Source organism: Shinella sumterensis, from assembly GCF_004514425.2.
Taxonomy (GTDB): domain Bacteria; phylum Pseudomonadota; class Alphaproteobacteria; order Rhizobiales; family Rhizobiaceae; genus Shinella; species Shinella sumterensis.
In genome coordinates this window covers 101,276-126,758 of the sequence record NZ_MYFN02000002.1, presented here as the reverse complement: position 1 = coordinate 126,758, position 25,483 = coordinate 101,276, and the positions used below count along the sequence as shown (strand labels likewise).

The following is a 25,483-nucleotide window of genomic DNA, read 5'->3' as shown; positions in this document are numbered from 1 at the left end:
GGGTGAAAGACATGCTGAATACCGTTTCCAAGCCGGCATGGGCCGGCAACACGCTCCGGCTCGATCCCAAGCGCTTCCCGCAGCAGGTATCGTTCGAGCTGCGCGCCGAGGGAACCGATGCCACCATCACCCTCGACGAGCGCGGCGCCGTTTTGCGCAAGGTCCTGCCGTCGAGCGGGCTTCCGCTTTCCATCGCGCTGCCTGCCCGCGCCTTCAAGGGCGTCGCCGCGCGCGCCATCGACCATGGCAACGGCGACGTGACCGTTACCCTCGAACTCCACCACGACGACCCGGATCTCTGCATTCCGCTGCTGGTGGCGCACGATCTTTGCGATATCGCCGCCGACTGGCGCAGCTGGTCGGATGCCTACCGCATTCCGATGCTGATGGTGGAGGCCGACGGCATCGCCCGGCCCCTCGATGAAAACCTCACCGTCGGCAGCCGCCCGGCCAAGCCGCGCCGCCGCCATTCCTACTTTGCGGACCGCCGTCCGCGTTTCCTCGTGCGCCGCACGACGGGCAAGCTCGGCGTCCAGATGAAGATCGACGGACGGGAAATCATCGCCCGCCGTTGAGCATGCGCTGACCTCCATGAAAAGCCGGCCGTTCCCTGCGGCCGGCTTTTTCGCGCCCCCCTGTTCCCGCAGGAACAGCCGTCTCCGCCCCTCCATGCCACATAGCGTCAACGCCGGCCCGGCCGGAAACGAGCGCAAGGGACGGATCACATGGCAAAGCTCTTCACCACACTCCTCATCCATCTGCGCAAGGCGGATGCAGCCCTCGTCTCGCACGGCCGGCCGCCCCGCCGCGGCTTCGAGCTGGCCATGCATCCCGCAACGCTCCGCCGCACGGGCCTTTGCCCGCAGAACAGTGCGCGCCGGGGCTAAGGATCAGGCGAAAGGAATGGCGACGGCCAGCGCGAGGAAGATGCTGAGGCCGACGACGCCGTTGAACTTGAAGAGCGCCAGACACTGCTCCGGATCGTCGATGTCGAGCGTCCTGATCTGCCAGGCCAGCATGAAAGCCGCGACGACGAGCCCCAGCCAGGCGACGATGCCGACGCCGGCAAGCCAGAACGAGACGGCGATGAGTGCGACCGTCAGACCGTAAAGAGCGACCAGCCATTGCTTGGTCCGATCGCCGAACAGGCGCGCGGTGGAGCGCACGCCGATCAGCGCATCGTCTTCCTTGTCCTGATGGGCGTAGATCGTGTCATAGCCCACCGTCCAGGCGATGGCGGCGACATAGAGGGTGCCGGCAGCCAGGGAGAGCGTGCCGAATTCGGCGGCCCAGCCCATCAGCGCACCCCAGGAAAACGCCATGCCGAGAAAGAACTGCGGCCAGTCCGTGAAGCGCTTCGCAAAGGGATAGATCGCGACGATCAGCAACGAGGCGATGGCAAGCAGCACGGCGAAGCGGTTGAATTGCAGCAGCACGACGAGGCCGACCAGCGTCTGCAGGAGCATGAACACCTTCGCCTGCCGGCGCGTGACGCGACCGGATGGCAGCGGGCGCGAGCGGGTGCGCGCCACCGCATTGTCGATATCGTGGTCGACGAGGTCGTTATAGGTGCAGCCCGCACCGCGCATCGCCACCGAGCCGATGAAGAACAGCACGAGATGGAAGACGAAGCGCGTCCAGTCGAACGTCCCGGCGGCGGCCGCGACATTGGCGGCGAGCGCAGCCGACCAGAAGCACGGCCACATGAGCAGCTGCCAGCCGATCGGCCGGTCCCAGCGGGCAAGCTGCGCATAGGGCCAGAGCGCGCGCGGCAGCACGCGATAGACCCAGTTGTTGGACGGTGCGTCGGCGACGCGGCCGGAATCGGTCGAGGTGGTGATCATGCACCTTGATCGCAAGCGCTCACGTTCCGGTCAAGCGTCACGCCGTCGCAACCGTGAGCCTGCGACGGCGCCCTGTTGCGGTTTAGCGGAGCGTGAAATCGAACTTGTAGGTCGCCGCGACGCCGATCAGGAACTGATCGCGGTCACCGCGCTGCTTGACGAGGCTCGAATCCGCCGCCGGGCCGACGAGGCGTTTGTATTCCGCAAAGGCGCTGGTCTCGATCTTCTCGTTGACCTGCCAGGTGATCGCCGCACCCGCGCCGACGGACTGGATGCCGCCGCCCGGATCGTAGGCCGCGAGACCGGACGCGGCGACTTCGCTCGGCTTCACGCCGTAGTAGGTCTTCATGTAGTCCTTGGACGCGATGGTCATGCGCGGGCCTGCCGAAACGCGGACATTCGGCACGACGTCGACGAAGGCATCCGCCGCGATATCGGCGACCACACCATGATGGCTGCGGATGCCGTGGCGCACTTCGCCGCGCAGGCGCAGGAAATCCGTCGGATAGACCTCGGCGAAAGCACCGAGTTCGCCGCCGAACTTCACCGGCGTCAGGCCCTTCAGATCGTCCGAATCACCCTCGTCGCGCGGCATGATCAGCTTGCCGGTCGCACCCGCGCGGAAGGCGCCGTTGTCGATCAGCGCGAAGGACGGGTTGTCGTTGCGCGAGGAGAAACGAACCGTGCTGCCGGCCTTGCCGAGCGAGATCAGCGGCGTGACCTGGAAAAGGTACTTCTTGGAGCCTTCGTAACGCGGAGCGGAGAAGCCCGCCGCACCCACCTTCAGATACCAGTCGCCGGACCAGAAGTAATCGCCGGCACGGGCGGATATGGGCGCAAACAGAAGCGCAGCCGCAGTCATTGCGGTCGTAACACGGATACTCAAAACACAATCCTCGTTTGACCGACGGCCCCGCAGTAGGCCGCCGTGAACTTTGATTGCCTAGAATTATCCATGTTTGATTACCGATTCGCTAACCATCGCGTTCCCGCGACTGGTACGAGGACGTGCACCTGATCGACACCGAACTGGAAAACCTCGGCCGTCCCGTCGCGGAAAAGGGTGCCGCCACCCTCTGAAGCCGCAGGCCCTTGACCTTTGCGCCCCGTCCCCTTAACCCGCCTGCTAATCACGGACGGATCGAGGGTACGGGCATGAAGGTTCTGTTGATCGGATCAGGCGGACGCGAACACGCCCTTGCCTGGAAGCTGGCGCAGTCGCCGCTGCTGACGACGCTCTATGCCGCACCCGGCAATCCCGGCATAGCCGAATGCGCGACGCTCGTCGCGCTCGATATCGAAGACCACGAAGCCGTTGCCGCCTTCTGTGCCGATAACGGCGTATCCTTCGTCGTCGTCGGTCCGGAAGCGCCTCTGGTCGCAGGATTGGCCGACGTGCTGCGCGCCAAGGGCATCGACGTTTTCGGCCCGTCGGCGGCGGCCGCCCAACTCGAAGGCTCCAAGGGCTTCACCAAGGATCTCTGCGCGAAATACGACATTCCCACGGGCGCCTACCAGCGCTTCATCGATGCAGCCGCCGCCAAGGCCTATGTCAACGAGCAGGGTGCGCCCATCGTCATCAAGGCCGATGGCCTTGCCGCCGGCAAGGGCGTGACCGTCGCCATGACGCTGGATGAGGCACTTGCAGCGATCGACGATTGCTTCGACGGCGCCTTCGGCGCGGCCGGTGCCGAAGTGGTGGTGGAAGCCTTCCTCGACGGCGAGGAGGCGAGCTTCTTCTGCCTGTGCGACGGCGTAAACGCCCTGCCGCTCGCCTCGGCACAGGATCACAAGCGCGTCGGTGACGGCGATACCGGACCCAATACGGGCGGCATGGGCGCCTATTCGCCCGCCCCGGTCATGACGCCTGACATGGTCGACCGCACGATGAGGGAAATCATCGAGCCGACGATCCGTGGCATGGCGGCGGATGGCCATGCGTTCCAGGGCGTGCTTTTCGCCGGCCTGATGATCACCGCCAAGGGTCCCGAACTCATCGAATACAACGTGCGTTTCGGCGATCCCGAATGCCAGGTGCTGATGATGCGCCTGGACAGCGACCTGCTGCCGATCCTCCACGCATCCGCCGTTGGCCGGCTCGACAAGGTCACCGCGGAATGGCGCGACGCGCCGGCGCTCACCGTCGTCATGGCATCGAAGGGTTATCCGGGCGCCTATGAGAAGAACACGCCGATCCTGTCGCTGCCGGCGGATGACGCGGCGACGAAGGTGTTCCACGCCGGGACAGCCCTGAAGGACGGACACCTGGTCGCGACAGGCGGCCGCGTTCTCAACGTCACCGCCGTCGCGCCGACGGTGGCGGAAGCGCAAAAGGCCGCTTATGCCGCCGTCGACGCCGTGACATGGGACAACGGCTTCTGCCGCCGCGATATCGGCTGGCGCGCCGTCGCCCGCGAACAGGCCTGAGGCCCGGCCGAAACGGGCCGGTTTGCTCAAATTTTACCATCTCTCCTGACGGGACCGTAACCGGTAACGGCTATTCTTCCCTCAACCATGAGGGAGACCCGTTGATGCGTACCCTGCTGCCGACCTTTGGCTTGCTTCTGCTCGCCGCGCCTGCCTTTGCCGGTTCGATCGAGACCATGCCTGCCACCACGTCATCCTCGAGCATCTCGACGGTGCGCTGCGATGGGTGCCCCGCGCTGAAGCCGAAGGCAGAGACCTCGACCTATCACGTCGATGCCATCGCACCGGGCACGCAGAAGATCGAAATCCGCGAACAGAACGGCGAGCGCAAGGTTTTCCGGACGGAAGCGTGGATGGGCGGCTCGCCCGTGCTGTTCGTCAACAAGGCGCCCGCTGAAACCGTCCAGGCGGCCGAGGCTGAAAAGCCGCTGGACGAGAACGCCGCGGCCGAAACCGTCGACACCAGCGCCAAGACGAGCGCGCTGGGAACCGATGCAGCGCGCGAAACAGCGACCGCAGCGGTCGCCACCTCACGGGAGTTTGATCCGACAAAATTTGAACTTCGCGTGGAATGACCCCATATTGGAGGAACCCTGCCTCTCGGTCCCTCCAGACTGACGGGAATTCGCGAAAGCGGACGTTGCGCCCCTGACCTCAAGCAGGGGCGTATGCGTGTCAGGCGGTCTCCGCGAGATCACGCGCCAGCGCATCCACTTGCCCATCGGAATAGACGGCAATGCCGTTGCGGCGCAAAAGCGCAGCCGTCACGCCCTTCCCGACATGCCGGACGCCGGAAAACGAGCCGTCATAGACAAAGCCCGAGCCGCAGGACGGGCTGCCGTCGATGAGCAGCGCATGCCGGCAGCCATGCGCCAGCGCCACATCGAGCGCGATATGCGCGCCTTCGATATAGGCCGCCGACACATCCCCGCCGGAAATTTCCAACACGCGCGCCCGCCCGTCGAGCACATCGTCGCCATCCAGACCGTTTTCGATTTCGGCAGGCGGCCGTGGCACGGCAAAGCCGCCGGCCAGTTCGGGACAGAGCGTCACCAGCCGCCCGGCCGCACGCCAACGGTCCACGGCCTCATGGAGCAGCGGCTTGGCCGATCCGTTGTAGCGGACCGGCAGACCGGCGAGGCAGGCGCTGATGAGGATCTTTCCTGTCATCAGCGCAGCGCCTCATCCCGCGATCTTGGAGAAATCGGCAACCGTGCCGGTCGCCGCACGAATGGAAGACAAGAGCGCCAGCCGGTTGGCGCGGATCGCCGGGTCTTCGTCATTCACGAGAACGTCGGTGAAGAACTGGTCGACCGGCGCGCGAAGCGTCGAAAGCGCGGCCATGGCGGAGCGGAAATCCTCGCCGGCCACGGCGACCGCGGCATCCCTGGAGGCCGTCTCGATCGCGGTATAAAGCGTCTTCTCGGCATCCAGCGCCAGAAGATCGGGCGAGACGGCGACTTCGATCACCGTGCCCTTCTTCTCCTCGGCAGCCAACAGCTGCGTCGCGCGCTTGGTGCCGGCGAGCAGGTTGCGCCCCTCCTCCGAGGTGATGAACGCCGTCAGTGCTTCCACGCGACGTGCCACCATCAGGAGATCGTCGGCGTCAGGCGTCAGGACCGCGTCGATCAGGTCATGGCGCGCGCCCATGTCGCGCAGGTAGACCTTCAGACGGTCGTGGAAGAACGACACGAGGTCGGCATCCTTCACCACGGTCGAGAGCGGCAGCCGGATGTTCTTTTCTAGCAGCATGCGGATCACGCCGAGCGCGGCGCGGCGCAGTGCGTAGGGGTCCTTCGAGCCGGTCGGCTTTTCGTCGATCGCCCAGAAGCCGATCAGCGTATCGAGCTTGTCGGCCAGCGCGACCGTGAGGCCGACCTTGCCCGACGGCACCCGGTCGGACGGGCCCTGCGGCTTGTAATGATCCTCGATGGCCTCGGCCACCGACGCATCCTCACCCTGCAGGAGCGCATATTTGCGGCCCATGATGCCCTGGAGTTCGGGAAACTCGCCGACGGCCTCCGTGCGCAGGTCCGCCTTGGCGAGCACCACGGCCCGGTCGACCAGCGCCGGATCGGCGCCGATGATCGGGGCGAGTTCGGCTGCGAGCGTGCGGATGCGCGCGACGCGCTCGCCCTGCGTGCCCAGCTTGGCGTGGAAGGTCACGTTGAGAGCGTCGAGCTTGGCCATGCGCTGGTCGAGCGGCTTCGAAAGATCGAGACCGAACTTTTCGGCCGAGGCCTTCAGCGTGTCGAGATCCGGCAGATCGCCCTGGTCGCGCAGCCAGAAATGCTTGGCATCGGAGAGCCGCGCGCGCACGACCTTGCCGTTGCCGTGCACGATCTCCTTGCCGCCATCCTTCGCCTCGATATTCGAAACGAGGATGAAGTGGTTAGAGAGCGTATCGGCGCCCGGCTTGCGGGTCACGAAACACTTCTGGTTCGTCTTGATCGTCAGGCGGATGATTTCCGACGGGATCGACAGGAAATCCTCCTCGAACGTGCCCATCAGCACCTGCGGCCATTCGACGAGGCCGGACACCTCTTCCAGAAGCCCCTCGTCCTCGACCAGTTCAAGACCGTTGGCAAAGGCGATATTGTTGGCGTCGGTCGCGATGATCTGCTTGCGGCGCTCGGCATCGAGCACGACCTTGGCCTTCTCGAGGCTGGCGGCATAATCCTCGAAGCGGCGCACGATGATCGGCTCCGGCGCGTGGAAACGGTGGCCATAGGTGACATTGCCGGCGACAATGCCGCCGATCTCGAACGGCACGACGCGGGTTTCCTCGGTTTCCGAACCGAAGGTGCAGACGATGGATTGCAGCGGGCGCACCCATTGCAGCGAGCCGGGCCTGGCCGATTCCGCGCCGGAGCGCATCGGCTTTGGCCACGGGAAGTTCCTGATGATGCCGGGCATCACCTCGGCGATGATCTCATCGGCTACACGGCCCGGCTTGACGACGTGGGCGACGTAGAAGTCGCCCTTCTTCGGATCGCTGTGAACGTGGGCCTCGGCAATCGAGGAAAGGCCGGCCTTGCGGAGAAAGCCCTGGATCGCCTGCTCCGGCGCGGATGTCGCGGGGCCCTTGATATCCTCGCGCACGTCGCTGGAGCGGGCGTTGAGGCCGCGGATATCCAGTGTCAGGCGACGCGGGGTCCAGTATTCGCGTGCGCCCTCATAGGTCAGGCCCGCCTCGACAAGCGCATCGGTGACCAGCTTCTTCAGGTCGCCTGCCGCCTTGCGCTGCATGCGGGCAGGGATTTCCTCGGAGCGGAGTTCAAGCAGAAGATCGGGCATGTCAACTTTCCTCACCCTCTCCGCCGGGAGAAGGTCGGCACACCGGCCGGTACGGGGTCAAAATCGTGTGCTTCTGCTAGCAAAGTTGGGCGGTGCTGTACAACGGCAAAGTTGCCTTGCGGCGGATGGAACCGCCGTCAGTGACCGCTCGCGGCAACCTCGTGCGAGCCTTCCTCGGCCGTGTCGGCAGAGGCGTGGCCATCGGCCGGCGCCTCGTGGCCGCCCTCCTCCGGCTTCGCCTCGCCATGCCCGCCGGATTTGCCAGCCTCGGCCACCGCATTGGGATCGACACAGTCTTCCCGTTCCGTCATGGCGGTGACGATGGTCTTGATCTCGTCGAGCGAAAGCTCCTTGCGTTCACCGTAGAATTCGCCGTTGCCCGCCGGCTTTCCATCCGTATAGCGGGCGACGAAGGGCGCGCTCATGCCGGGAATGGCCGAGGGGTCACGCGCGAAAAGCACTTCGGCGCCGATGGCACGGCCGCGCATGTCGGCCCGATAGACCGGACCGGCGGCATCGAGCATGATCACCTGGTAGAGATCGGCCTCTTCCGCATTGGAAACCGCACCGGCGACACGCAGCGCGGTCTTGACGCGAACCTCGCCGTCCTTGGCATCGGAGCGCACATATTTGCGCAGCCACTGCTGCCCGTCGCGATCAAGCCGCACGGTGGTGACCGTCGTGCAGGCGGCCCCTGATACCGTTTCCGTCGAGGGGCCGAGCAGAACGTCGCGCCCGACGAAGATGGCGGCGGCACCGGACGCACCGGTCAGCACCGTTACACCGGCAACGATGATCAGAAGCTTCCGGGACAAGCGGAACGAGATCGGGAGCAGCTTCACGGGCGACGGACTTCTCTTGGAACGCAGAACAACGAACGCGCCGAGAGCGCGCGAACTGAGCACACTCTACAAGCAGGGCGTTTCGGAAGTTTTAAGGGGGACGGGTTCATTTCGGCACATAGTTGCGAATGATTTGCAATAGCGTTGACAGCGGCCGAAAGCGCCCTATAGTTTAATGCAACTCATTCGCAAAAGCAGTTTAGGACCCTTCATGTTCCGCCGTTCGTTCAATGCCCTTATCCTCAGCCTGCCCCTTCTCGCCGTAGCGCCCGCCTTCGCCCAGGAAAAGCCGAAGGTGGTGACGACGTTCACGATCATCGCCGATATCGCTGCCAATGTTGCCGGTGATGCCGCAGTGGTGGAATCCATCACCAAGCCGGGTGCGGAGATCCACAACTACCAGCCGACGCCGCGCGATATCCTCAAGGCGCAGGACGCCAAGCTGGTGCTGTGGAACGGCCTCAACCTGGAACTCTGGTTTCAGAAATTCCTCGCCAATCTCGGCGACGTGCCGAACGTCGTCGTGAGCGACGGCATCGAACCGATGAGCATCGTCGAGGGCCCCTATCAGGGCAAGCCGAACCCGCATGCCTGGATGTCGCCGGACAATGCGCTTGTTTACGTCGAGAACATCCGCAAGGCGCTGGTCGCGCTCGATCCGGCGAACGCCGCAACCTATGACGCCAATGCCAAGGCCTATGGCGAGAAGATCAAGGCGCTCGACGAGGAGATGAAGGCGAAGATCGGCGCGCTGCCGGAAGAGAAGCGCTGGCTCGTCACCAGCGAAGGCGCCTTCAGCTACCTCGCCCGCGATTTCGGCCTGAAGGAACTCTTCCTCTGGCCGATCAACGCCGACCAGCAAGGCACGCCCAAGCAGGTGAAGGCCGTCATCGACGCGGTGCGCGAGCACAACATCCATGTCGTCTTCAGCGAAAGCACCGTCTCGGCCGACCCGGCCAAGCAGGTCGCAGCGGAAACGGGCGCAGCCTATGGCGGCGTGCTCTATGTCGACTCGCTGAGCGAAGCGGACGGCCCCGTCCCGACCTATCTCGACCTCTTGCGCGTGACGTCGGAGACAATCGTGGAAGGCCTCTCGAAATGATGATGGGAAGCAAGCCCAGGAAGGTCGACGGCATCGTCGCCGACAATGTGACGGTCACCTATCGCAACGGGCACACCGCCCTTCGGCAGGCCAGCTTCTCCGTGCCGAAAGGCACCATCACCGCCCTTGTCGGCGTCAACGGCGCCGGCAAGTCGACGCTCTTCAAGGCGATCATGGGCTTCGTGCCCATCGCCGCCGGAAATGTGACGATCCTCGGCCTTTCCGTACAGGAAGCCTTGAAGAAGAACCTCGTCGCCTATGTGCCGCAGGCCGAGGAGGTCGACTGGACCTTTCCCGTGCTTGTCGAGGACGTGGTGATGATGGGGCGCTACGGCCACATGAACTGGCTGCGCATCCCCTCCAAGCGCGACCACGAGATGGTCGACGAGGCGCTTACGCGCGTCAACATGAGCGCCTATCGCAAGCGCCAGATCGGCGAACTCTCGGGCGGACAGAGAAAGCGCGTCTTCCTCGCGCGGGCGCTTGCGCAGGAAGGCCAGGTGATCCTGCTCGACGAGCCGTTCACCGGTGTCGACGTCACCACCGAGGAGCAGATCATCGAACTGCTCGGCAAGCTGCGCGACGAAGGCCGCGTCATGCTGGTTTCCACGCACAATCTGGGCAGCGTCCCGGATTTCTGCGATCGGACCGTCTTCGTCAAGGGCACGGTCATCGCCTCCGGCCCGACCGCCGAGACCTTCACCGAGGCCAATCTCGAAAAGGCCTTCGGCGGCGTGCTGCGCCACTTCATTCTCGGCGGCCAGGACCTGCATGACGACGAGGACAAGCGTTCGGTCAAGGTCATCACCGACGATGAGCGCCCGTTCGTCATCTACAGCGAGCGCGAGCAGGAGAAGGTGCCGTGACCGACCTGCTCCTCGAGCCCTTCACCTATGGCTACATGGTCAATGCCATGTGGGTGAGCGCGCTGGTGGGCTGCATCTGCGGCTTTCTTTCGGCCTATCTGATGCTGAAGGGCTGGTCGCTGATCGGCGACGCGCTCTCGCACTCCATCGTGCCGGGCGTGGCGGGCGCCTATATGCTCGGCCTGCCCTTCGCGGCGGGCGCGTTCCTGTCCGGCGGGCTTGCCGCCGCGGCCATGCTGTTCCTGAACCGTCAGACGCGGCTGAAGGAAGATGCCATCATCGGCATGATCTTCTCCTCCTTCTTCGGCCTCGGCCTCTTCATGGTGTCGCTCTCGCCCACCCCGGTGAACATCCAGACCATCGTGCTCGGCAACATCCTCGCCATCACCCGCGAGGACACGATCCAGCTCGCCATCATCGGCTTCGTCACGCTGGTCATCCTCCTTCTCAAGTGGAAGGACCTGATGGTCGCCTTCTTCGACGAGAGCCATGCCCGCTCCATCGGCATAAACCCGACGGGCCTGAAGATCCTGTTCTTCACGCTGCTCAGCGCCTCCACGGTTGCCGCCATGCAGACCGTCGGCGCCTTCCTCGTTGTCGCGATGGTGGTGACACCGGGCGCAACCGCCTACCTCCTGACGGACCGCTTCCAGCGTCTTATCGTGATCGCCGCCGCGCTCGGGGCGGGAACGAGTTTCGTTGGCGCCTATCTTTCCTATTTCCTGGATGGCGCGACCGGGGGCATCATCGTCGTGCTTCAAACGGCGATCTTCCTCCTTGCCTTCCTGTTCGCACCGAAACACGGATTGCTGGCCGCCCGCCGCAAAAGCCGGCTGGCGCTTGCAACCACCGAAAGCCTTCCGTCATGAGCGAAACGCTTGAACTCGCGCTCCTGCCCTTCCAGCTCGGCTTCATGCAGAATGCCTTTCTGGTGACGCTGATGATCGCCGTGCCGATGGCACTGCTATCCTGCTATCTCGTCCTGAAGGGCTGGTCGCTGATGGGCGATGCCGTCTCCCATGCCGTGTTGCCCGGCGTCGTCGGTGCCTATGTGCTCGGCCTGCCCTTCGCGGCCGGCGCCTTCGTCGCGGGCCTGTTCTGTGCGCTGGCGGCCGGCTACCTCAAGGACAACAGCCGCGTGAAGGAGGATACGATTCTCGGGATCGTCTTTTCCGGCATGTTCGCGCTCGGCCTGGTGCTCTATGTGAAAATCCAGCCCGATATCCACCTCGACCACATCCTGTTCGGCGACATGCTGGGTATCGGTGCTTCCGACCTTCTGGAAACCGCCGTCATCGCAGCGGCCTCCACAAGCTTCATTCTCGCCTTCCGCAAGGATCTGCTGGTCCATGCCTTCGACCGGCAGCACGCGTCGGCCATCGGGCTGCCGGTCAGGCTGCTGCATTACGGGCTGCTGGCCGTGCTGTCGCTCGTCGTCGTCGGCGCGCTGAAAGCTGTCGGCATCATCATCGCCATCGCCATGCTGGTTGCGCCGGGGGCCATCGCCGCGCTCCTGACGCGCCGTTTCCCGGCCATGCTGGCCGTCGCCGTGCTCGTCGCCGTCGGGTCCTCGTTCTGCGGTATCTGGCTGAGTTTCATCATCGACAGCGCACCGGCACCGACCATCGTGCTTTTGATGTCGATCCTCTTCGTTTTCGCCTTCCTGCGGCAGATCGTCCGCAACCGCAGGCCGGCCGAACAGGTCTGATCGAGACGCTTTGCGCGCTGTCGACAGCCATGCCGTTTGCGTTTATCGTCCCGCGCAAACGGCCGGCATGCTTCGGCCGCCAGCGTGGAAATCGACACAGACGGGACGGCATGGCGCATATCGGAATCGTCGGCGGCGGCATCATCGGCTGCGCCACAGCCCTTCATCTGCTTGAGCAAGGCCACAGCGTCACCGTTCTGGAGCGCGACGCCGGCGGCCTTCCCGCATCCGTCGGCAATGCCGGCATCCTGGCGGTGCCGGAAATCGACCCGATCGCCCGTCCGGACATGTTGCTCTCCGTTCCGAAATGGCTGCTCGATCCGCTCGGCCCACTCACCCTGCGATGGCAGGATCTGCCGGCACTTGCCCCGTGGCTCATCCGGTTGCTGCTCTGCGCCCGCGCCGGCAAGGTCGCCGCCAGCCGCGCCGCCCTGCTGCATCTCATGAAGACGGCCGAGGCCGACCATGTGCACCTCGGCCATCTCGCCGGTATTTCCGGCCATATGCGCGACACCGGCGCGCTGACGGTCTTCGATAACGTTGCCGCGCGCGACAAGGCGTTCGCCCACGAGGCGGAGAATGCCCGGCTGATCGGCTGCAATGTCGAGAAACTCGATCCGGAAGAGGCACGCCGCCGCGTGCCGGCCCTGCAGGGCACCTTCGCCGGCGCCATCTTCAACGATGGCTACCGCACCTTCGATTATCCGCTGACCTTCCTGCGCCGCTTGCAGGCTGTATTGCGCGAGCGCGCCACGTTGCTGGATGCGACGATCGCGTCCGTGGCGCAGGCCGCAGACGGCGTGACCGTCAGGACCGAGGGCGGGCGGGAGTTCACCTTCGACAAGCTGGTGATCACCGCCGGCGTCTGGTCGCGCCGCTTCGTGGCCGATCTCGACCTGAAGGTGCTCCTGGAAACGGAGCGCGGCTACAACACGACCTTCATGAACCCGTCGACGACGCTCGAAATGCCGGTGTTCTTCTCCGAGCACGGCTTTGTCGCGACACCCTTCGAGAACGCCTTGCGCATCGGCGGCGCCGTCGAGCTCGCATCGCCGGAAGCGCCTGCAAACTACAAGCGCGCCGCCGCCATGCGCAGGAAGATGCGCCGCTACGTGCCCGATCTTCAGGAGGAAGGCGGCACGGAATGGATGGGGCGTCGCCCCTCGACACCGGATTCGCTGCCGGTGATCAGCCTGCACCCGCGCGACCCGCGTATTGCCTTCGCCTTCGGCCACGGCCATCTCGGCCTGACGCTTTCCGCCACGACCGGACGCCACGTCGCCCGGCTGCTGGCCGGCGAACGCGACGATGCGCTTGCCCCCTTCTCCATCACCCGCTTCCAGTAAGCGGCACCTCTCATAAGAACAACAAGACAGAGAACCATATGCATAAGGTAATTTTCGACACGGACCCGGGCGTCGATGACGCCATGGCGCTGCTGTTCCTGCACAACCATCCCGAAATCGACCTGATCGGCATCACCACCGTCTTCGGCAATGCCTCTATCGAGACGACCACGCGCAACGCGCTGTTTCTCAAGCGCGAATGGGGCATCGATGCCCCCGTCGCCAAGGGCAACGGCCAGACCTACGATCCCGCACGCAACACGGCCGACTGGCCGGTGATGATCCACGGCCATGACGGACTGGGCAATATCGGCGTGCCCGAGACGATCGATCTTCCCGTCGATCCGCGTCCTGCCCACCGCTTCATCATCGACACCGTTCGCGCCAATCCGGGTGAAGTGACGCTGATTGCCGTCGGCCGCATGTCGAACCTCGCCGACGCGCTGCGGGAAGACCCTGACATCGCGAACCTCGTGAAGCAGGTCATCATCATGGGCGGCGCCTTTGACGTGTCGGGCAACATCACGCCCGCCGCCGAGGCCAATATCCATGGTGACCCGGAAGCGGCCGACGTGGTGATGGGCGCATCTTGGAACGTGGTCGTCGTCGGTCTCGACGTCACGATGAAAACCGTGATGACGCGCAAGCGCCTGGCTGAACTCACCGCAGCCAACGGCAGGCACCTGAAGCTGCTCTCCGATATCTCCCAGTTCTATATCGATTTCTACGGCCGGCACGTGCAGGACGAGGGCATGGTGGTGCATGACAGCTGCGCCTGCGTCTACCTCGTCGCACCGGAACTCTTCACCACCCGCCGCGGCGCGATCCGCGTCGTGACCGGCGGTATCGCGGACGGCCAGACCATCCAGAAGCCGGACGGTCGCGCTTTCCCGCCGGGCGACTGGGACGGCCTGCCGAGCCAGCAAGCCTGCATCGGCATCGACGCGGAAAAGGTTATGGCCCTGCTTGACGAGACACTGGTGCGTTAAGAAGCAACCCGGCGCACTACTGAGGCGTCGCCGGCAGCTGCCAGTCGATCGGCTTGCGGCCATGCTTTTCGAGAAAGGCATTTGCCTTGGAGAAGGGCTTGGTGCCGAAGAAGCCGTTATGCGCCGAGAGCGGCGAAGGATGCGGCGAGCGCAGCACGAGGTGACGGCGGCTATCGACGAAGGCCGCCTTCTTCTGGGCGTAGGAGCCCCAGAGAATGAAGACGACGGGCTTTTCCTGCTCGTTCACCACGCGGATCACCGCATCCGTAAAGCGTTCCCAGCCCTTGCCCTGATGTGAGGCCGCGCGGCCCATCTCCACCGTCAGCACGCTGTTCAACAGCAGCACGCCCTGTTTCGCCCAATGCTCCAGAGAGCCGTGCCGCGCCGGGGGAATGCCGAGATCATCCTGCAATTCCTTGTAGATGTTGACGAGCGAGGGCGGAATGCGCACGCCCGGCTGCACCGAAAAGGACAGTCCCATGGCCTGTCCTTCGCCGTGATAGGGATCCTGACCGAGGATGACGACGCGCACCTCGTCGAGCGGCGTCAGATCGAGCGCCCGGAAATATTCCGCGCCCTTGGGAAAGATCCGCTTGCCCTCCTGCTTCTGTTCCAGCAGGAAGGCTTTCAGCTCCGCCATGTACGGGCTGGAGAATTCCGCCGCCAGCGGCGCCTTCCAGCTCTCGCCGATCTTCACGTCGCCAGCCGTCATATCCTGCTCCCGTCACACATTTCGAGACCGGGAGTTTAACGCCTGACGGCGCGATCGACCGGCCAAACGGCCGGTCATCCACAGCTATCTCAGGAAACGCCGAGCACCGTCATCAGGCTTTTCATCCGTGCGGCCGCCAGCTCCGGCTTGTCGAGCACATTGGCCTTGTCGGCCAGACGGAAAACATCCGCATAATGCACGACACCGCGGGCGGACTGCATGCCGGCCGGCATGGTGAAATGATCCTGGTGGCCATTCAGCCAGGCAAGGAAGACGACGCCGGCCTTGTAATACTGCGTCGGCGCTTCGAAGATCTTGCGCGACAGCGGAACCGTCGGTTCGATAACGGCCCGGAACGTTGCCACGTCGCCTGCCGCAAGCGAAGCCAATGCCTGCGAGGCCTGCGGCGCGACGGCATCGAAGATGCCGAGCAGTGCGTGGCTGTACTTCACCCCGTCGCCTTCGATCAGTTCGGCATAGTTGAAGTCGTCACCCGTGAAGCAGAGCACCCCTTCCGGCAGGCGATTGCGCAGCGCCACTTCGTAGGCATTGTCGAGCAGGGAGATCTTGATGCCTTCGACCTTGGCGCGGTTCTCCTCGATGATCGAGATGACCGTATCGAGTGCCGGCTCGAAATTCTGCGAGCCCCAGTAACCCCGCAGTTGCGGATCGAACATGTCGCCCAGCCAGTGCAGCACGACCCTGTCCTTCGCCTGGCCGAGAATTCCGCCATAGACCTTGCGGTAGTCGTCCGGCGAGCGAGCGATGCGCGCCAGCGCCCGGCTTGCCATCATGATGGGGCGCCCACCCTGCTTTTCGACAAAACCGACCTGCTCCTCATAGGCCCTGATGACATCATCAAGGGAACGGGCATCCGCCGGGTTGAGGTGATCCGTGCCGGCACCGCAAGCGAGGTCCGCGCCCGGCACCGCCCTTGCTTCGGCGAGCGAGCGGCGGATCAGTTCCTGCGCACCGGCCCAGTCGAGCCCCATGCCGCGCTGTGAGGTGTCCATCGCCTCGGCAATGCGAAAGCCGAGCGACCAGAGGTGATGGCGAAAGGCCATCGTGCGCTCCCAGTCGATGGCCGGCGCCTCCCAAGGCCGGGTATCGCGGCGCGGATCGGAAACCACATGCGCGGCGGCATAGGCGATGCGGTTGAACGACGGCGTGGCTGCCGGGCGCGGTGTGGGCGTGCCCACCAAGGCATAGGCTTCTGTTCCGCCATCGGCGAGCGGCAGGGAAAGGCTGATTGACACGACATCCTCCCAAGGGTTTTCAAGCGCAATAATTTAGATCGTTCCAAATTTCAAGAGGCATTGCGATCTTCGCACCCATGGCGCTTACCTGCGTCACGATACGGCCCTCTTCATCAAAACCGCCGAAATGCGCGTGGATGCACTGACGTCGCGCGACAGGATGCCTTAAAGAAGATCGACGACACCAAGATGCTGAAAATCCACTTGACATATTTGGAACGTTCCAATTAATTACCCGCCAACAAGCGAGCGAAAAGCTCGATGTCGGGAGGATGACAGTGAGCAGAAGCCGGGTGACCGTTGTCGACATTGCGCGCGCCGCCGGCGTGTCGAAGTCGACCGTCTCGCTCGTCCTGCAGGCAAGCCCGCTCGTCAATGAGGCGACGCGCGCCAAGGTGAACGCGGTCATCCGCGAGCTTGGCTATGTCTACAATCGCGGTGCGGCAAACCTGCGCCAGTCCGCCTCGTCGCGCATCATCGGCATCATCGTGAACGATCTGACGAACTCGTTCTTCGCCGAGCTCGCCGTCGGCATGGACATGGTCATGCAATCCGCCGGCTATGTGCAGTTCCTGTCGAACTCCGCCGAAAGCGTGGATCGCCAGCGCGAGGTCGTCGCCTCGATGCGCGAACACGGCATTTCCGGCCTGATCATCTCGCCCGCGCGGGGAACGGAAGCCGCCGACCTGAAACCGCTGGCCGCCAGCGGCATCCCGGTCGTATCCGTGGTGCGCAATGTGGTGGGCGCCAAGGTCTCCTCCCTCGTTTCCGACAACTATGCCGGCGCGAAGGCCGCCGTCGCGCACCTCGTCTCGCTCGGCCACAGCCGCATCGCCTTTCTCGGCGGCATCGCCAACACCACCGTCTTTGCGGAACGGGTGCAGGGCTGGCGCGATGCGCTGGTGGAAGCAGGCTTCGAGGCGCCGGATATGCTGGTGATCGGCTCGACGGCCTCGCGCGCCGGTGGCGTCGCCGCCATCGAGCGCGCCCTGTCGCTGCCCGCTCCGCCGACGGCCGCGCTCTGCTTCAACGACGCAGCCGCCTTCGGCGTCTGTGACGGACTGCGCGCCGCCGGCAGGGAGCCCGGCCGCGACTTTGCAGTGGTCGGCTTCGACGACGTGATAGAGGCCGAGACCGCCGTGCCGGCGCTGACGACGGTTTCCGTCGATCCGCAGGGCATGGGCCGCCGTGCCGCGCAACTGCTGCTGAAGCAGATCAATACGGGCAAGGTGGAGCCCGAAGCCATCGTCGGTTCCGTGCGCCTCGTCGTACGCCAGAGCTGCGGGGCGGGAGAAAAAGCAGGGAGGATGTCTGCATGACGCGGTGGGGTTTGATCGGGGCAAGCACGATTGCCCGTGAATGGATGATCGGCGCAATACGCGCCACCGGCGGCGACGTCGTCTCTGTAATGAGCAGCAATGCCGAACGCGGCCGCAAATACGCCGACGACCACGGCATCGCCAAGGCCGTCACATCGCTCGACGACCTCGTGAACGATCCCGCGATCGATGCCGTCTATATCTCCACGACCAATGAACTGCATCGCGACCAGGCGCTCGCCGCCGCGAAAGCCGGCAAGCATATCCTGTGCGAAAAGCCGCTCGCCATGTCGCTGGACGACGCCCGCGCCATGGTGCAGGCCGCGAAGGATGCCGGTGTCGTCCTGGCGACCAACCACCATCTGCGCAACGCGGCCACCCACCGCGCCATGCGCAAGGCCATCAAGGCCGGCCGCATCGGCACGCCGCTGGCGGCCCGCGTCTTCCATGCCGTCTACCTGCCGCCTCATCTGCAGGGCTGGCGCCTCGAAAAGCCCGAAGCCGGCGGTGGCGTCATTCTCGATATCACCGTACACGACGCGGATACGCTGCGCTTCGTTCTCGACAGCGACCCGGTGGAAGCGATCGCCCTCTCGCAATCGGGCGGCATGGGCAAGGCCGGGCTGGAAGACGCCGTGATGGGCGTGTTGCGCTTCCAGAATGGCGTGGTCGCGCAGTTCCACGATGGCTTCACGACGAAATTCGCTGAAACGGGGCTTGAAGTGCATGGCACCGAAGGCTCGCTGATCGGCCGCAACGTCATGACGCAGCGCGCGACCGGGTCTGTAACGCTGCGCGATGCCGACGGCGAGCACGATCTGCCGCTCGACCAGGCGAACCTCTATGAAACCGCGCTTTCGGCTTTCCATGCCGCCATCGCGGGCAACGGAAAGCCCTCCGCGACGGGCGAAGACGGCATCTGGTCGCTGGCGACGGGGCTTGCCGTGGTGGAGGCCGCGCGCAACGGCGGCGCGGTCAAGATCGCGCCCGGCATTTGAGACGAAATTCGGAACGGACAATGGGCAAGCACATCACACCGCGCGAGGCCGCAGACCTCATTCCCGACGAAGCCGTCGTTTCGGTCTCCTCGTCGTCGGGCCTCGGCTGCCCGGACCTCATGTTGCAGGCGATCGGCGCGCGTTTCGAAGAGACCGGCCACCCCAGGAACATCACCACGCTGCACCCGATCGCAGCCGGCGACATGAGCGGCATCAAGGGTGTCGACCATATCGCCCGGAAGGGCCTCCTGAAGAAGATCATCGGCGGCTCCTATCCCTCCGGCCCCTCCTCGTCCGAGCCGCCTCTGATCTGGCAGATGATCACCGGCAACGAGATTCCCGCCTACAATATCCCCTCGGGGATTCTCTTCGACATGCATCGCGAGGCCGCCGCCAAGCGGCCCGGCGTCATCACCAAGGTCGGCCTCGAAACCTTCGTCGATCCCACCCGCGAAGGCTGCGCCATGAATGCCGCGGCGTCGCAGGAACCGGTGGTGGAGAAGATCACCTTTGCCGGCGAGGAATGGCTTTATTTCAAGGCCATAGCACCGCAGGTGGCGATCATCCGCGCCACGACGGCCGACGAGCGCGGCAACCTGACCTATGAACATGAGGGCGCCTATCTCGGCGGGCTCGACCAGGCGCTGGCCGCCCGCAACAATGGCGGCATCGTCATCGCGCAGGTCAAGCGCATCACCAAGGATGGCGCGCTCAAGCCGCACGACGTGCGCGTCCCCGGCGTGCTGGTCGACTATATCGTCGTCGATCCGGACCAGAAACAGACGACGCAGACGCTCTACGATCCCGCCATTTCAGGCGAGATCTTCCGGCCGCTGGACACATTCCGCGTGCCTGAATTCAACATCCAGAAGGTCATCGCCCGTCGTGTCGCGCAGGAGCTCGAGGCGGGCAGCGCCGTCAATCTCGGCTTCGGCATTTCCGCCAACGTGCCCCGCATCCTGCTGGAAGAGGGTCTGCACGGCGCGGTGACCTGGGTGATCGAACAGGGTGCCGTTGGCGGCGTGCCGCTGCTCGACTTCGCCTTCGGCTGCGCCTCGAACGCCGATGCCTTCATGCCCTCTCCCTACCAGTTCACCTATTTCCAGGGCGCGGGCTTCGATGCGTCGCTGCTGTCCTTCCTGGAGATCGGCAAGGATGGCTCGGTCAATGTCTCGAAGCTTTCCTTCCGGCCGCATGTGACGGCCGGCGCCGGCGGCTTCGTGGACATCACGGCGCGGGCGAAGAAGATCGTCTTTTCCGGCATGTTCAATGCCGGCGCGAAGCTCGCCATCGAGAACGGCAAGCTCGTCATCGAGAAGGAAGGCAAGCTCAAGAAGCTGGTCGATGCCGTCGAGCATGTCACCTTCTCGGGCCCGCGCGGCGTCGCGCAGGGTCAGGACATCACCTATGTCACCGAGCGCTGCGTGCTGAAGCTGACGCCCGCAGGCATCGTGCTGACCGAAATCGCGCCCGGCGTCGATCTCCAGGCCCATATCCTCGACCAGTCGGAATTCGATCTCATCGTCTCGCCGGATATGAAGGTGATGGACGCCGCGCTCTTCACGGATGCGCCGATCGGCCTGACGCTGCCGCAGAAGGCCCCGCGCACACTGGCGAGGGACAACCATGGCTGAGCCGCGCATCAGGGTGAGCGTCGAGGGCGCCGTTGCGATCATGACCGTCGCGCGGCCGGAAAAGGCGAATGCCTTCGACATCGACATGCTGAAGGAACTTTCCGCCGCCTGCGACGACGTCGAAGCCAACGCCGCCGTGCGCGTCGCGATCCTCACCGGCGAGGGCAAGGCGTTCTCCGCCGGTGGGGACATCCGCGCCTGGGCTGGCATGGAGGCCAATGAGTTCGGCCACGCCTGGGTGCGCTTCGGCCACCGGGTCTTCGAACGGCTGGCGACGCTGCGCATGCCGCTGATCGCCGCGGTCAACGGACACGCGCTGGGCGGCGGGCTGGAACTGGCGGCCGTCGCCGATATCCGCATCGCCGAAACACAGGTGAAGATCGGCCTGCCGGAGGCCGGTCTCGGCATGGTGCCCGGCTGGTCCGGCACACAACGGCTGGTCAAGCGCTTCGGCGCACAAGCCGTGCGGCGCATGTTGCTGGGCGGCGAGGTGCTGACGGCAGCGGAGGCCCTGGCGCTCGGCATCGTCGATCAAGTCGTCGAAACGGGCACGGCCGTTGACGCGGCCCGGGCCTATGCAGCCCGCATCGCTGCACGCGGGCCGGCCGCGACGGAAATTTCCAAGCTGATGATTTCCGTGGCGAATGGTGAGGATAACGGCGCGGCGGTGGAAGCGCTCGGCTCCATCCTCGTCGCCAAGACCGGGGACCTCAAGGAGGGTGTCGCCGCCTTCACGGGCAAGCGCCCCGCAGATTTCAAGGGAGAATGGTGATGACCGCGCATGTGAAGCCGAAGGCGCTGGAGAACTTCAAGGCACGCGATTTCCGCATGCTGATCGACGGGGCGTGGACGCAAGGTGCTGGCAGCGCAATCGAGCGCGTCGCGCCCGGTCATGGCGTCGTCGTCAGCCGCTATCCGGCCGGCACGAAGGCCGATGCCGAGCGCGCGATAGCCGCCGCGCGGAGAGCCTTCGACAACGGCCCATGGCCCAACATGACCGGGGCGGAGCGCTCCAACATCTTACTCAAGGCCGCAGACCTCATCGCCGCACGCGCGGACGAACTGGCGTTTCTCGACACGATCGAAAGCGGCAAGCCGATCAGCCAGGCCAAGGCCGAGCTGGGCGGCGCCGTGGATATCTGGCGCTATGCCGCGGCCCTCGCCCGCGACCTGCACGGCGAAAGCTACAACACGCTCGGCGATGGCACGCTCGGCGTCGTGCTGCGCGAGGCCATCGGCGTCGTCTCGATCATCACGCCGTGGAACTTCCCCTTCCTGATCGTAAGCCAGAAGTTACCTTTTGCGCTGGCGGCAGGCTGCACGACGGTCGTGAAGCCTTCGGAGATGACCTCCGGCTCCACGCTGGTTCTCGGCGAAATCCTCATCGAGGCCGGCGTGCCCGCCGGCGTCGTCAACATCGTCACCGGCACCGGCCCGGAGGTAGGCAGCGTGATGACGACGCATCCCGATGTCGACATGGTTTCCTTCACCGGCTCCACCGGTGTCGGCCGTCTCACCATGGCCAATGCAGCGCAGACGCTCAAGAAGGTCTCGCTGGAACTCGGCGGCAAGAACCCGCAGATCGTCTTCCCGGATGCCGATCTCGACGCCTTCGTCGACGCCGCCGTCTTCGGCGCCTATTTCAATGCCGGCGAATGCTGCAATGCCGGCTCGCGGCTGATCCTGCACGCGTCCATCGCGCATGACGTGACGGCGCGCATCGCGGAACTCGCGAAGAAGGTCAAGGTCGGCGATCCGCTCGATCCCACGACCCAGGTCGGCGCGATCATCACGCCGCAGCATCTCGACAAGATCGGCGCCTATGTCGACAGCGCGTCGAAGGCCGGCGCCTCGGTCGCACTCGGTGGCGGCGCGCTCGATCTCGGTCTCGGCCAGTTCATGGCGCCGACGATCCTCTCCGGCGTCAAGCCCGATATGGCCGTCGCCCGCGAAGAGGTTTTCGGACCGGTCCTGTCGGTGCTGACATTCGACACGACGGAAGAGGCGATCCGCATTGCAAACGCCATCGACTACGGCCTGTCCGCCGGCGTCTGGAGCCGCGATTTCGACACCTGCCTGACCATCGGCCGCAAGGTGCGCGCCGGCACGGTCTGGATGAACACCTTCATGGACGGTGCGTCCGAACTGCCCTTCGGCGGCTACCGCCAATCGGGCCTCGGCCGCGAACTCGGCCGTCATGCGGTGGAGGACTACACGGAAACCAAGACGCTCAACATGCATATCGGCGCACGCACCGGCTGGTGGATGCCGCGATGAACCGGATGGCCCCGACAACCAGGAATGGGACCGGCCGCGCCGCCCGCTCAGGGCGTCGGGAAGCCGAATTGCGGTCCCAGCAGCATGGTCAGGTCTTCGGCGTTCTCGCCGGCAATGCGGCGCAAGAGCAGCCTCCCCATCGCTTCGCCGGCAGCCGGCAGGTCTTCGTAGATGGTCTCGACCTTCGGCTGGATCTGGCTGAGCAGGCGCGACGTCTGCTTGGCGACGATATCGTATTCCGCGCAGAGCGTGAGGCCATTGTCGCTCATGCCGGTAATGGTCGCGAGCGCGGAGACCTCGCCGGGACAGGTATAACCGTCCGGCGGGTCGGGCTCGGCGCTGCGGCGGCGCACGTGGTCGCGGATCATGTCGGCGGGGCTGTCGAGATCGAGCGTCTCGGGGATCTCGTAAGCGACTCCCGCCTCGCGCACGGCGGTCATGAAGCCGTGCAGCATATACTGGTGGAACGTCAGCCGCCGGGGCGGCAGGATGATCGTGACCTTGCGCCGTCCCTTGGCGATCAGCCGCTTGGTCGCTTCATAGGCGAAGGCGAAGTTGTCGTAGTCGACGAAGGCATGCGGCGTGGAGAATTCCGTGCGCCCATGGGTCACGAAGGGAAAGCCGTTTTCCAGAAGCAGCCGCACGCGTGGATCGAAAGGCTCGGTGCGCGAAAAGATCAGGCCGTCGGCCATGCCGTTGCGGATGATGTAGTTGACGGCATCGACATTGCTGCCGTCGAGAAAGTTCGGCGTGACGATAAGGTGGTAGGACGTCGCCTGCAAAGCGCGCGCAAGCCCATGCATGATCGAGGTGCCGAAGCCGAGGATTTCCTCGTGCGGGTCGAGCAGCACGGAGATGACGTTGGTACGGCCGGTCTTGAGACGCTGGGCGGCGCGATCCGGCAGGTAGCCGATTTCGGCAGCGACCGCATGAACGCGGCGGCGCGTGCTCTCCGAAATCTGCGGCGCATTGCCGAGCGCCCGAGAGACCGTCGTGATGGCAAGGCCCGTCATCTCGGCAATGGTTTTCAGCGTCGGCTTGCCCGCCCGGGAGACATTCGAAACGGCTTCTCGGACGGCGGACTTTTCGGTTGGAGACACGGCTGCAATTCTTCGGCTGGGGACGATCAATCGCCCGCACCATATCGAGGCGCCCGAAGCTCTGCAATCTTGCAGCGCACAGGAATTTATAACGTTTGCAATGCAGTGCACAATGTTTGGCCCCGCCCTAAAAATGGGCTGCCATCCCGAATGACAGGCCTTCTGAAATCGTGACCGGACGCTAAGCCACAGCGTCTTGACTTCGGAAATTTACAACGTTTTAAATTACACCGGCATTGAGCCAGAGAGACAATTCCGACGCCGCATGCGTCGGGGACATCGGCGGGAGGAGGTTCTCGCCCTTGAACTTGCAACCGGGAGGAAAACGATGCGCAAGTTTGTGACGACCACCGCGATCGCCGCGGTCATGATGGGCCTGGGCGGCACCGCCGCTCGCGCCGCCGAGAATGTGGAAGTGCTGCACTGGTGGACCTCGGGCGGCGAAGCCGCAGCGCTCGAAGTCCTCAAGAAGGACCTCGAATCCAAGGGCATCACCTGGACCGACATGCCGGTTGCCGGCGGCGGCGGTACGGAAGCCATGACCGTGCTGCGCGCCCGCGTCACGGCCGGCAATGCGCCGACCGCCGTGCAGATGCTCGGCTTCGACATCCTCGACTGGGCCAAGGAAGGCGCTCTCGGCAATCTGGATGAGGTCGCCAACAAGGAAGGCTGGGACAAGGTCATCCCGACGGCTCTGCAGCAGTTCTCCAAGTACGACGGCCACTGGATCGCCGCACCCGTCAACGTTCACTCCACCAACTGGATGTGGATCAACAAGGCGGCCCTCGACAAGGCCGGCGGCAAGGAGCCGACGAACTGGGACGAACTCGTCGCCCTGCTCGACAAGTTCAAGGAACAGGGCATCACGCCGGTCGCCCATGGCGGTCAGCCGTGGCAGGACGCGACGATCTTCGACGCGGTCGTGCTCTCCTTCGGCAACGACTTCTACAAGAAGGCCTTCATCGATCTCGATCCGGAAACGCTGGGCAGCGCCCAGATGAAGGAAGCCTTCGACCGCATGACGAAGCTGCGCTCCTACGTGGACGACAACTTCTCGGGCCGCGACTGGAACCTGGCATCCGCCATGGTCATCGAAGGCAAGGCCGGCGTTCAGTTCATGGGTGACTGGGCCAAGGGCGAATTCATCAAGGCCGGCAAGAAGCCCGGCGAGGATTTCGTCTGCATGCGCTATCCGGGCACGCAGGGCTCTGTCACCTTCAACTCCGACCAGTTCGCGATGTTCAAGGTCGCGGCTGACAAGGTTCCGGCCCAGCTCGTCATGGCCTCGGCCATCGAAAGCCCGACCTTCCAGTCGGCCTTCAACGTGGTCAAGGGTTCCGCACCGGCCCGTACCGATGTCTCGGACGAAGCCTTCGACGCCTGCGGCAAGAAGGCCATCAAGGATCTGGCGGAAGCGAACGCCAACGGCACGCTCTACGGCTCCATGGCCCACGGCCACGCCAATCCGGCTTCCGTCAAGAACGCGATCTACGACGTCGTGACCCGCCAGTTCAACGGCGAGCTTTCCTCCGAGGAAGCCGTCGAGGAACTGAAGTCCGCCGTCGAGGCCGCGAAGTAAGGGGCTAGCCCTCACCTTGCCTCTCCCCGCCAAACGGGGAGAGGAAATCAGAAGGGTCGTTTTCTTATCGCAGTGGCAGGATTATCGCATAGGAATTGAGGGAACGCGTCTTGCTCCTTCTCCCCGACGGGGAGAAGGTCGCGGCAGCGGGATGAGGGGGTGGCGCTGGCGTCAGCTGTCGCGCAAG

At 64.6% G+C, this 25,483-nt stretch carries 24 protein-coding genes; 16 read left to right on the top strand and 8 right to left on the bottom strand.

Annotation, left to right across the window (positions count from 1 at the left end; all coding sequences use genetic code 11):
* Positions 1–11 precede the first annotated feature (11 nt).
* Both B5M41_RS04440 and B5M41_RS04435 read left to right on the top strand, forming a co-directional pair.
* Positions 12–575: a DUF6101 family protein gene (locus B5M41_RS04440; protein ID WP_134646067.1), complete on the top strand. Its 564-nt coding sequence runs from the start codon at positions 12–14 to the stop codon at positions 573–575.
* A gap of 150 nt (positions 576–725) precedes the next feature.
* Positions 726–887, top strand: a complete 162-nt coding sequence (locus B5M41_RS04435) for a hypothetical protein (protein WP_167718751.1) — start codon at positions 726–728, stop codon at positions 885–887.
* Positions 888–890: 3 nt separating this feature from the next.
* Here B5M41_RS04435 and ubiA read toward each other — a convergent pair whose 3' ends face one another.
* Entirely contained in the window at positions 891–1,844 is a 954-nt protein-coding gene (gene ubiA / locus B5M41_RS04430) for a 4-hydroxybenzoate octaprenyltransferase (RefSeq protein ID WP_134646069.1), read from the bottom strand.
* Positions 1,845–1,926: 82 nt separating this feature from the next.
* The gene (locus B5M41_RS04425; RefSeq protein ID WP_370359124.1) at positions 1,927–2,730 is read right to left on the bottom strand and encodes a MipA/OmpV family protein; all 804 of its coding nucleotides are present in this window, start codon (positions 2,728–2,730) and stop codon (positions 1,927–1,929) included.
* A gap of 269 nt (positions 2,731–2,999) precedes the next feature.
* On the opposite strand from B5M41_RS04425, the gene purD reads away from it, so the two are divergent.
* Together purD and B5M41_RS04415 are read left to right on the top strand one after the other, a co-directional pair.
* Entirely contained in the window at positions 3,000–4,271 is a 1,272-nt protein-coding gene (purD, locus tag B5M41_RS04420) for a phosphoribosylamine--glycine ligase (RefSeq protein ID WP_134646071.1), read from the top strand.
* A 104-nt stretch (positions 4,272–4,375) separates the two neighbouring features.
* A complete protein-coding gene (locus B5M41_RS04415) occupies positions 4,376–4,846 on the top strand; it encodes a plant virulence effector HPE1-like domain-containing protein (RefSeq protein WP_134646073.1) in 471 nt (156 codons plus the stop codon).
* Positions 4,847–4,946: 100 nt separating this feature from the next.
* On the opposite strand, the gene B5M41_RS04410 is transcribed toward B5M41_RS04415, so the two are convergent.
* The 3 genes from B5M41_RS04410 to B5M41_RS04400 form a co-directional block, all read right to left on the bottom strand.
* Entirely contained in the window at positions 4,947–5,441 is a 495-nt protein-coding gene (locus tag B5M41_RS04410) for a 2-thiouracil desulfurase family protein (protein WP_134646075.1), read from the bottom strand.
* A 12-nt stretch (positions 5,442–5,453) separates the two neighbouring features.
* Positions 5,454–7,568 (bottom strand): glycine--tRNA ligase subunit beta, encoded by a 2,115-nt coding sequence (gene glyS / locus B5M41_RS04405; RefSeq protein WP_134646077.1) that lies wholly within the window; start codon positions 7,566–7,568, stop codon positions 5,454–5,456.
* A 137-nt stretch (positions 7,569–7,705) separates the two neighbouring features.
* The gene (locus B5M41_RS04400) at positions 7,706–8,410 is read right to left on the bottom strand and encodes a hypothetical protein (protein ID WP_134646079.1); all 705 of its coding nucleotides are present in this window, start codon (positions 8,408–8,410) and stop codon (positions 7,706–7,708) included.
* Positions 8,411–8,621: 211 nt separating this feature from the next.
* Here B5M41_RS04400 and B5M41_RS04395 point away from each other — a divergent pair, with 211 nt between their 5' ends.
* The 6 genes from B5M41_RS04395 (at position 8,622) to B5M41_RS04370 (ending at position 14,421) form a co-directional block, all read left to right on the top strand.
* Positions 8,622–9,512, top strand: coding sequence for a metal ABC transporter substrate-binding protein (locus B5M41_RS04395; protein WP_134646081.1), 891 nt, complete (start codon positions 8,622–8,624; stop codon positions 9,510–9,512).
* Positions 9,509–10,378, top strand: a complete 870-nt coding sequence (locus B5M41_RS04390; protein ID WP_329959074.1) for a manganese/iron ABC transporter ATP-binding protein — start codon at positions 9,509–9,511, stop codon at positions 10,376–10,378. Before B5M41_RS04395 ends, B5M41_RS04390 begins: the two co-directional genes overlap by 4 nt.
* Positions 10,375–11,247 carry a metal ABC transporter permease gene (locus B5M41_RS04385; protein ID WP_306037507.1) on the top strand — a complete coding sequence of 291 codons (873 nt, stop codon included), beginning with the start codon at positions 10,375–10,377 and terminating at the stop codon, positions 11,245–11,247. The genes B5M41_RS04390 and B5M41_RS04385 overlap by 4 nt, the downstream gene beginning before the upstream one ends.
* Positions 11,244–12,086, top strand: a complete 843-nt coding sequence (locus B5M41_RS04380) for a metal ABC transporter permease (RefSeq protein ID WP_134646083.1) — start codon at positions 11,244–11,246, stop codon at positions 12,084–12,086. The genes B5M41_RS04385 and B5M41_RS04380 overlap by 4 nt, the downstream gene beginning before the upstream one ends.
* Positions 12,087–12,196: 110 nt before the next feature.
* Positions 12,197–13,432 (top strand): NAD(P)/FAD-dependent oxidoreductase, encoded by a 1,236-nt coding sequence (locus B5M41_RS04375; RefSeq protein WP_134646085.1) that lies wholly within the window; start codon positions 12,197–12,199, stop codon positions 13,430–13,432.
* Between the two features lie 38 nt (positions 13,433–13,470).
* On the top strand, positions 13,471–14,421 hold the full coding sequence (locus B5M41_RS04370) for a nucleoside hydrolase (protein ID WP_134646087.1): 951 nt from the start codon (positions 13,471–13,473) through the stop codon (positions 14,419–14,421).
* A 16-nt stretch (positions 14,422–14,437) separates the two neighbouring features.
* On the opposite strand, the gene ung is transcribed toward B5M41_RS04370, so the two are convergent.
* Positions 14,438–15,133: a uracil-DNA glycosylase gene (ung, locus tag B5M41_RS04365; protein WP_134646089.1), complete on the bottom strand. Its 696-nt coding sequence runs from the start codon at positions 15,131–15,133 to the stop codon at positions 14,438–14,440.
* Between the two features lie 89 nt (positions 15,134–15,222).
* Positions 15,223–16,389, bottom strand: coding sequence for a dihydrodipicolinate synthase family protein (locus tag B5M41_RS04360; RefSeq protein ID WP_167718755.1), 1,167 nt, complete (start codon positions 16,387–16,389; stop codon positions 15,223–15,225).
* A 278-nt stretch (positions 16,390–16,667) separates the two neighbouring features.
* Here B5M41_RS04360 and B5M41_RS04355 point away from each other — a divergent pair, with 278 nt between their 5' ends.
* From B5M41_RS04355 to B5M41_RS04335, 5 genes are read left to right on the top strand one after another with little or no spacing between them, the layout of a single operon-like run.
* Complete coding sequence (locus B5M41_RS04355; RefSeq protein WP_134646091.1) at positions 16,668–17,708, top strand: LacI family DNA-binding transcriptional regulator; 1,041 nt, start codon at positions 16,668–16,670, stop codon at positions 17,706–17,708.
* Positions 17,705–18,706, top strand: a complete 1,002-nt coding sequence (locus B5M41_RS04350) for a Gfo/Idh/MocA family protein (RefSeq protein WP_134646093.1) — start codon at positions 17,705–17,707, stop codon at positions 18,704–18,706. Before B5M41_RS04355 ends, B5M41_RS04350 begins: the two co-directional genes overlap by 4 nt.
* Positions 18,707–18,726: 20 nt before the next feature.
* Positions 18,727–20,340 carry an acyl CoA:acetate/3-ketoacid CoA transferase gene (locus tag B5M41_RS04345; protein ID WP_134646095.1) on the top strand — a complete coding sequence of 538 codons (1,614 nt, stop codon included), beginning with the start codon at positions 18,727–18,729 and terminating at the stop codon, positions 20,338–20,340.
* A complete protein-coding gene (locus B5M41_RS04340) occupies positions 20,333–21,112 on the top strand; it encodes an enoyl-CoA hydratase/isomerase family protein (protein ID WP_134646097.1) in 780 nt (259 codons plus the stop codon). The genes B5M41_RS04345 and B5M41_RS04340 overlap by 8 nt, the downstream gene beginning before the upstream one ends.
* On the top strand, positions 21,112–22,617 hold the full coding sequence (locus tag B5M41_RS04335) for an aldehyde dehydrogenase family protein (protein ID WP_134646099.1): 1,506 nt from the start codon (positions 21,112–21,114) through the stop codon (positions 22,615–22,617). Before B5M41_RS04340 ends, B5M41_RS04335 begins: the two co-directional genes overlap by 1 nt.
* A 47-nt stretch (positions 22,618–22,664) precedes the next feature.
* Here the strand turns inward: B5M41_RS04335 and B5M41_RS04330 are convergent, their stop codons facing one another.
* Complete coding sequence (locus B5M41_RS04330) at positions 22,665–23,717, bottom strand: LacI family transcriptional regulator (RefSeq protein WP_269139606.1); 1,053 nt, start codon at positions 23,715–23,717, stop codon at positions 22,665–22,667.
* Between the two features lie 367 nt (positions 23,718–24,084).
* Here B5M41_RS04330 and B5M41_RS04325 point away from each other — a divergent pair, with 367 nt between their 5' ends.
* Positions 24,085–25,296 carry an ABC transporter substrate-binding protein gene (locus B5M41_RS04325; RefSeq protein ID WP_230640009.1) on the top strand — a complete coding sequence of 404 codons (1,212 nt, stop codon included), beginning with the start codon at positions 24,085–24,087 and terminating at the stop codon, positions 25,294–25,296.
* Positions 25,297–25,483 lie beyond the last annotated feature (187 nt).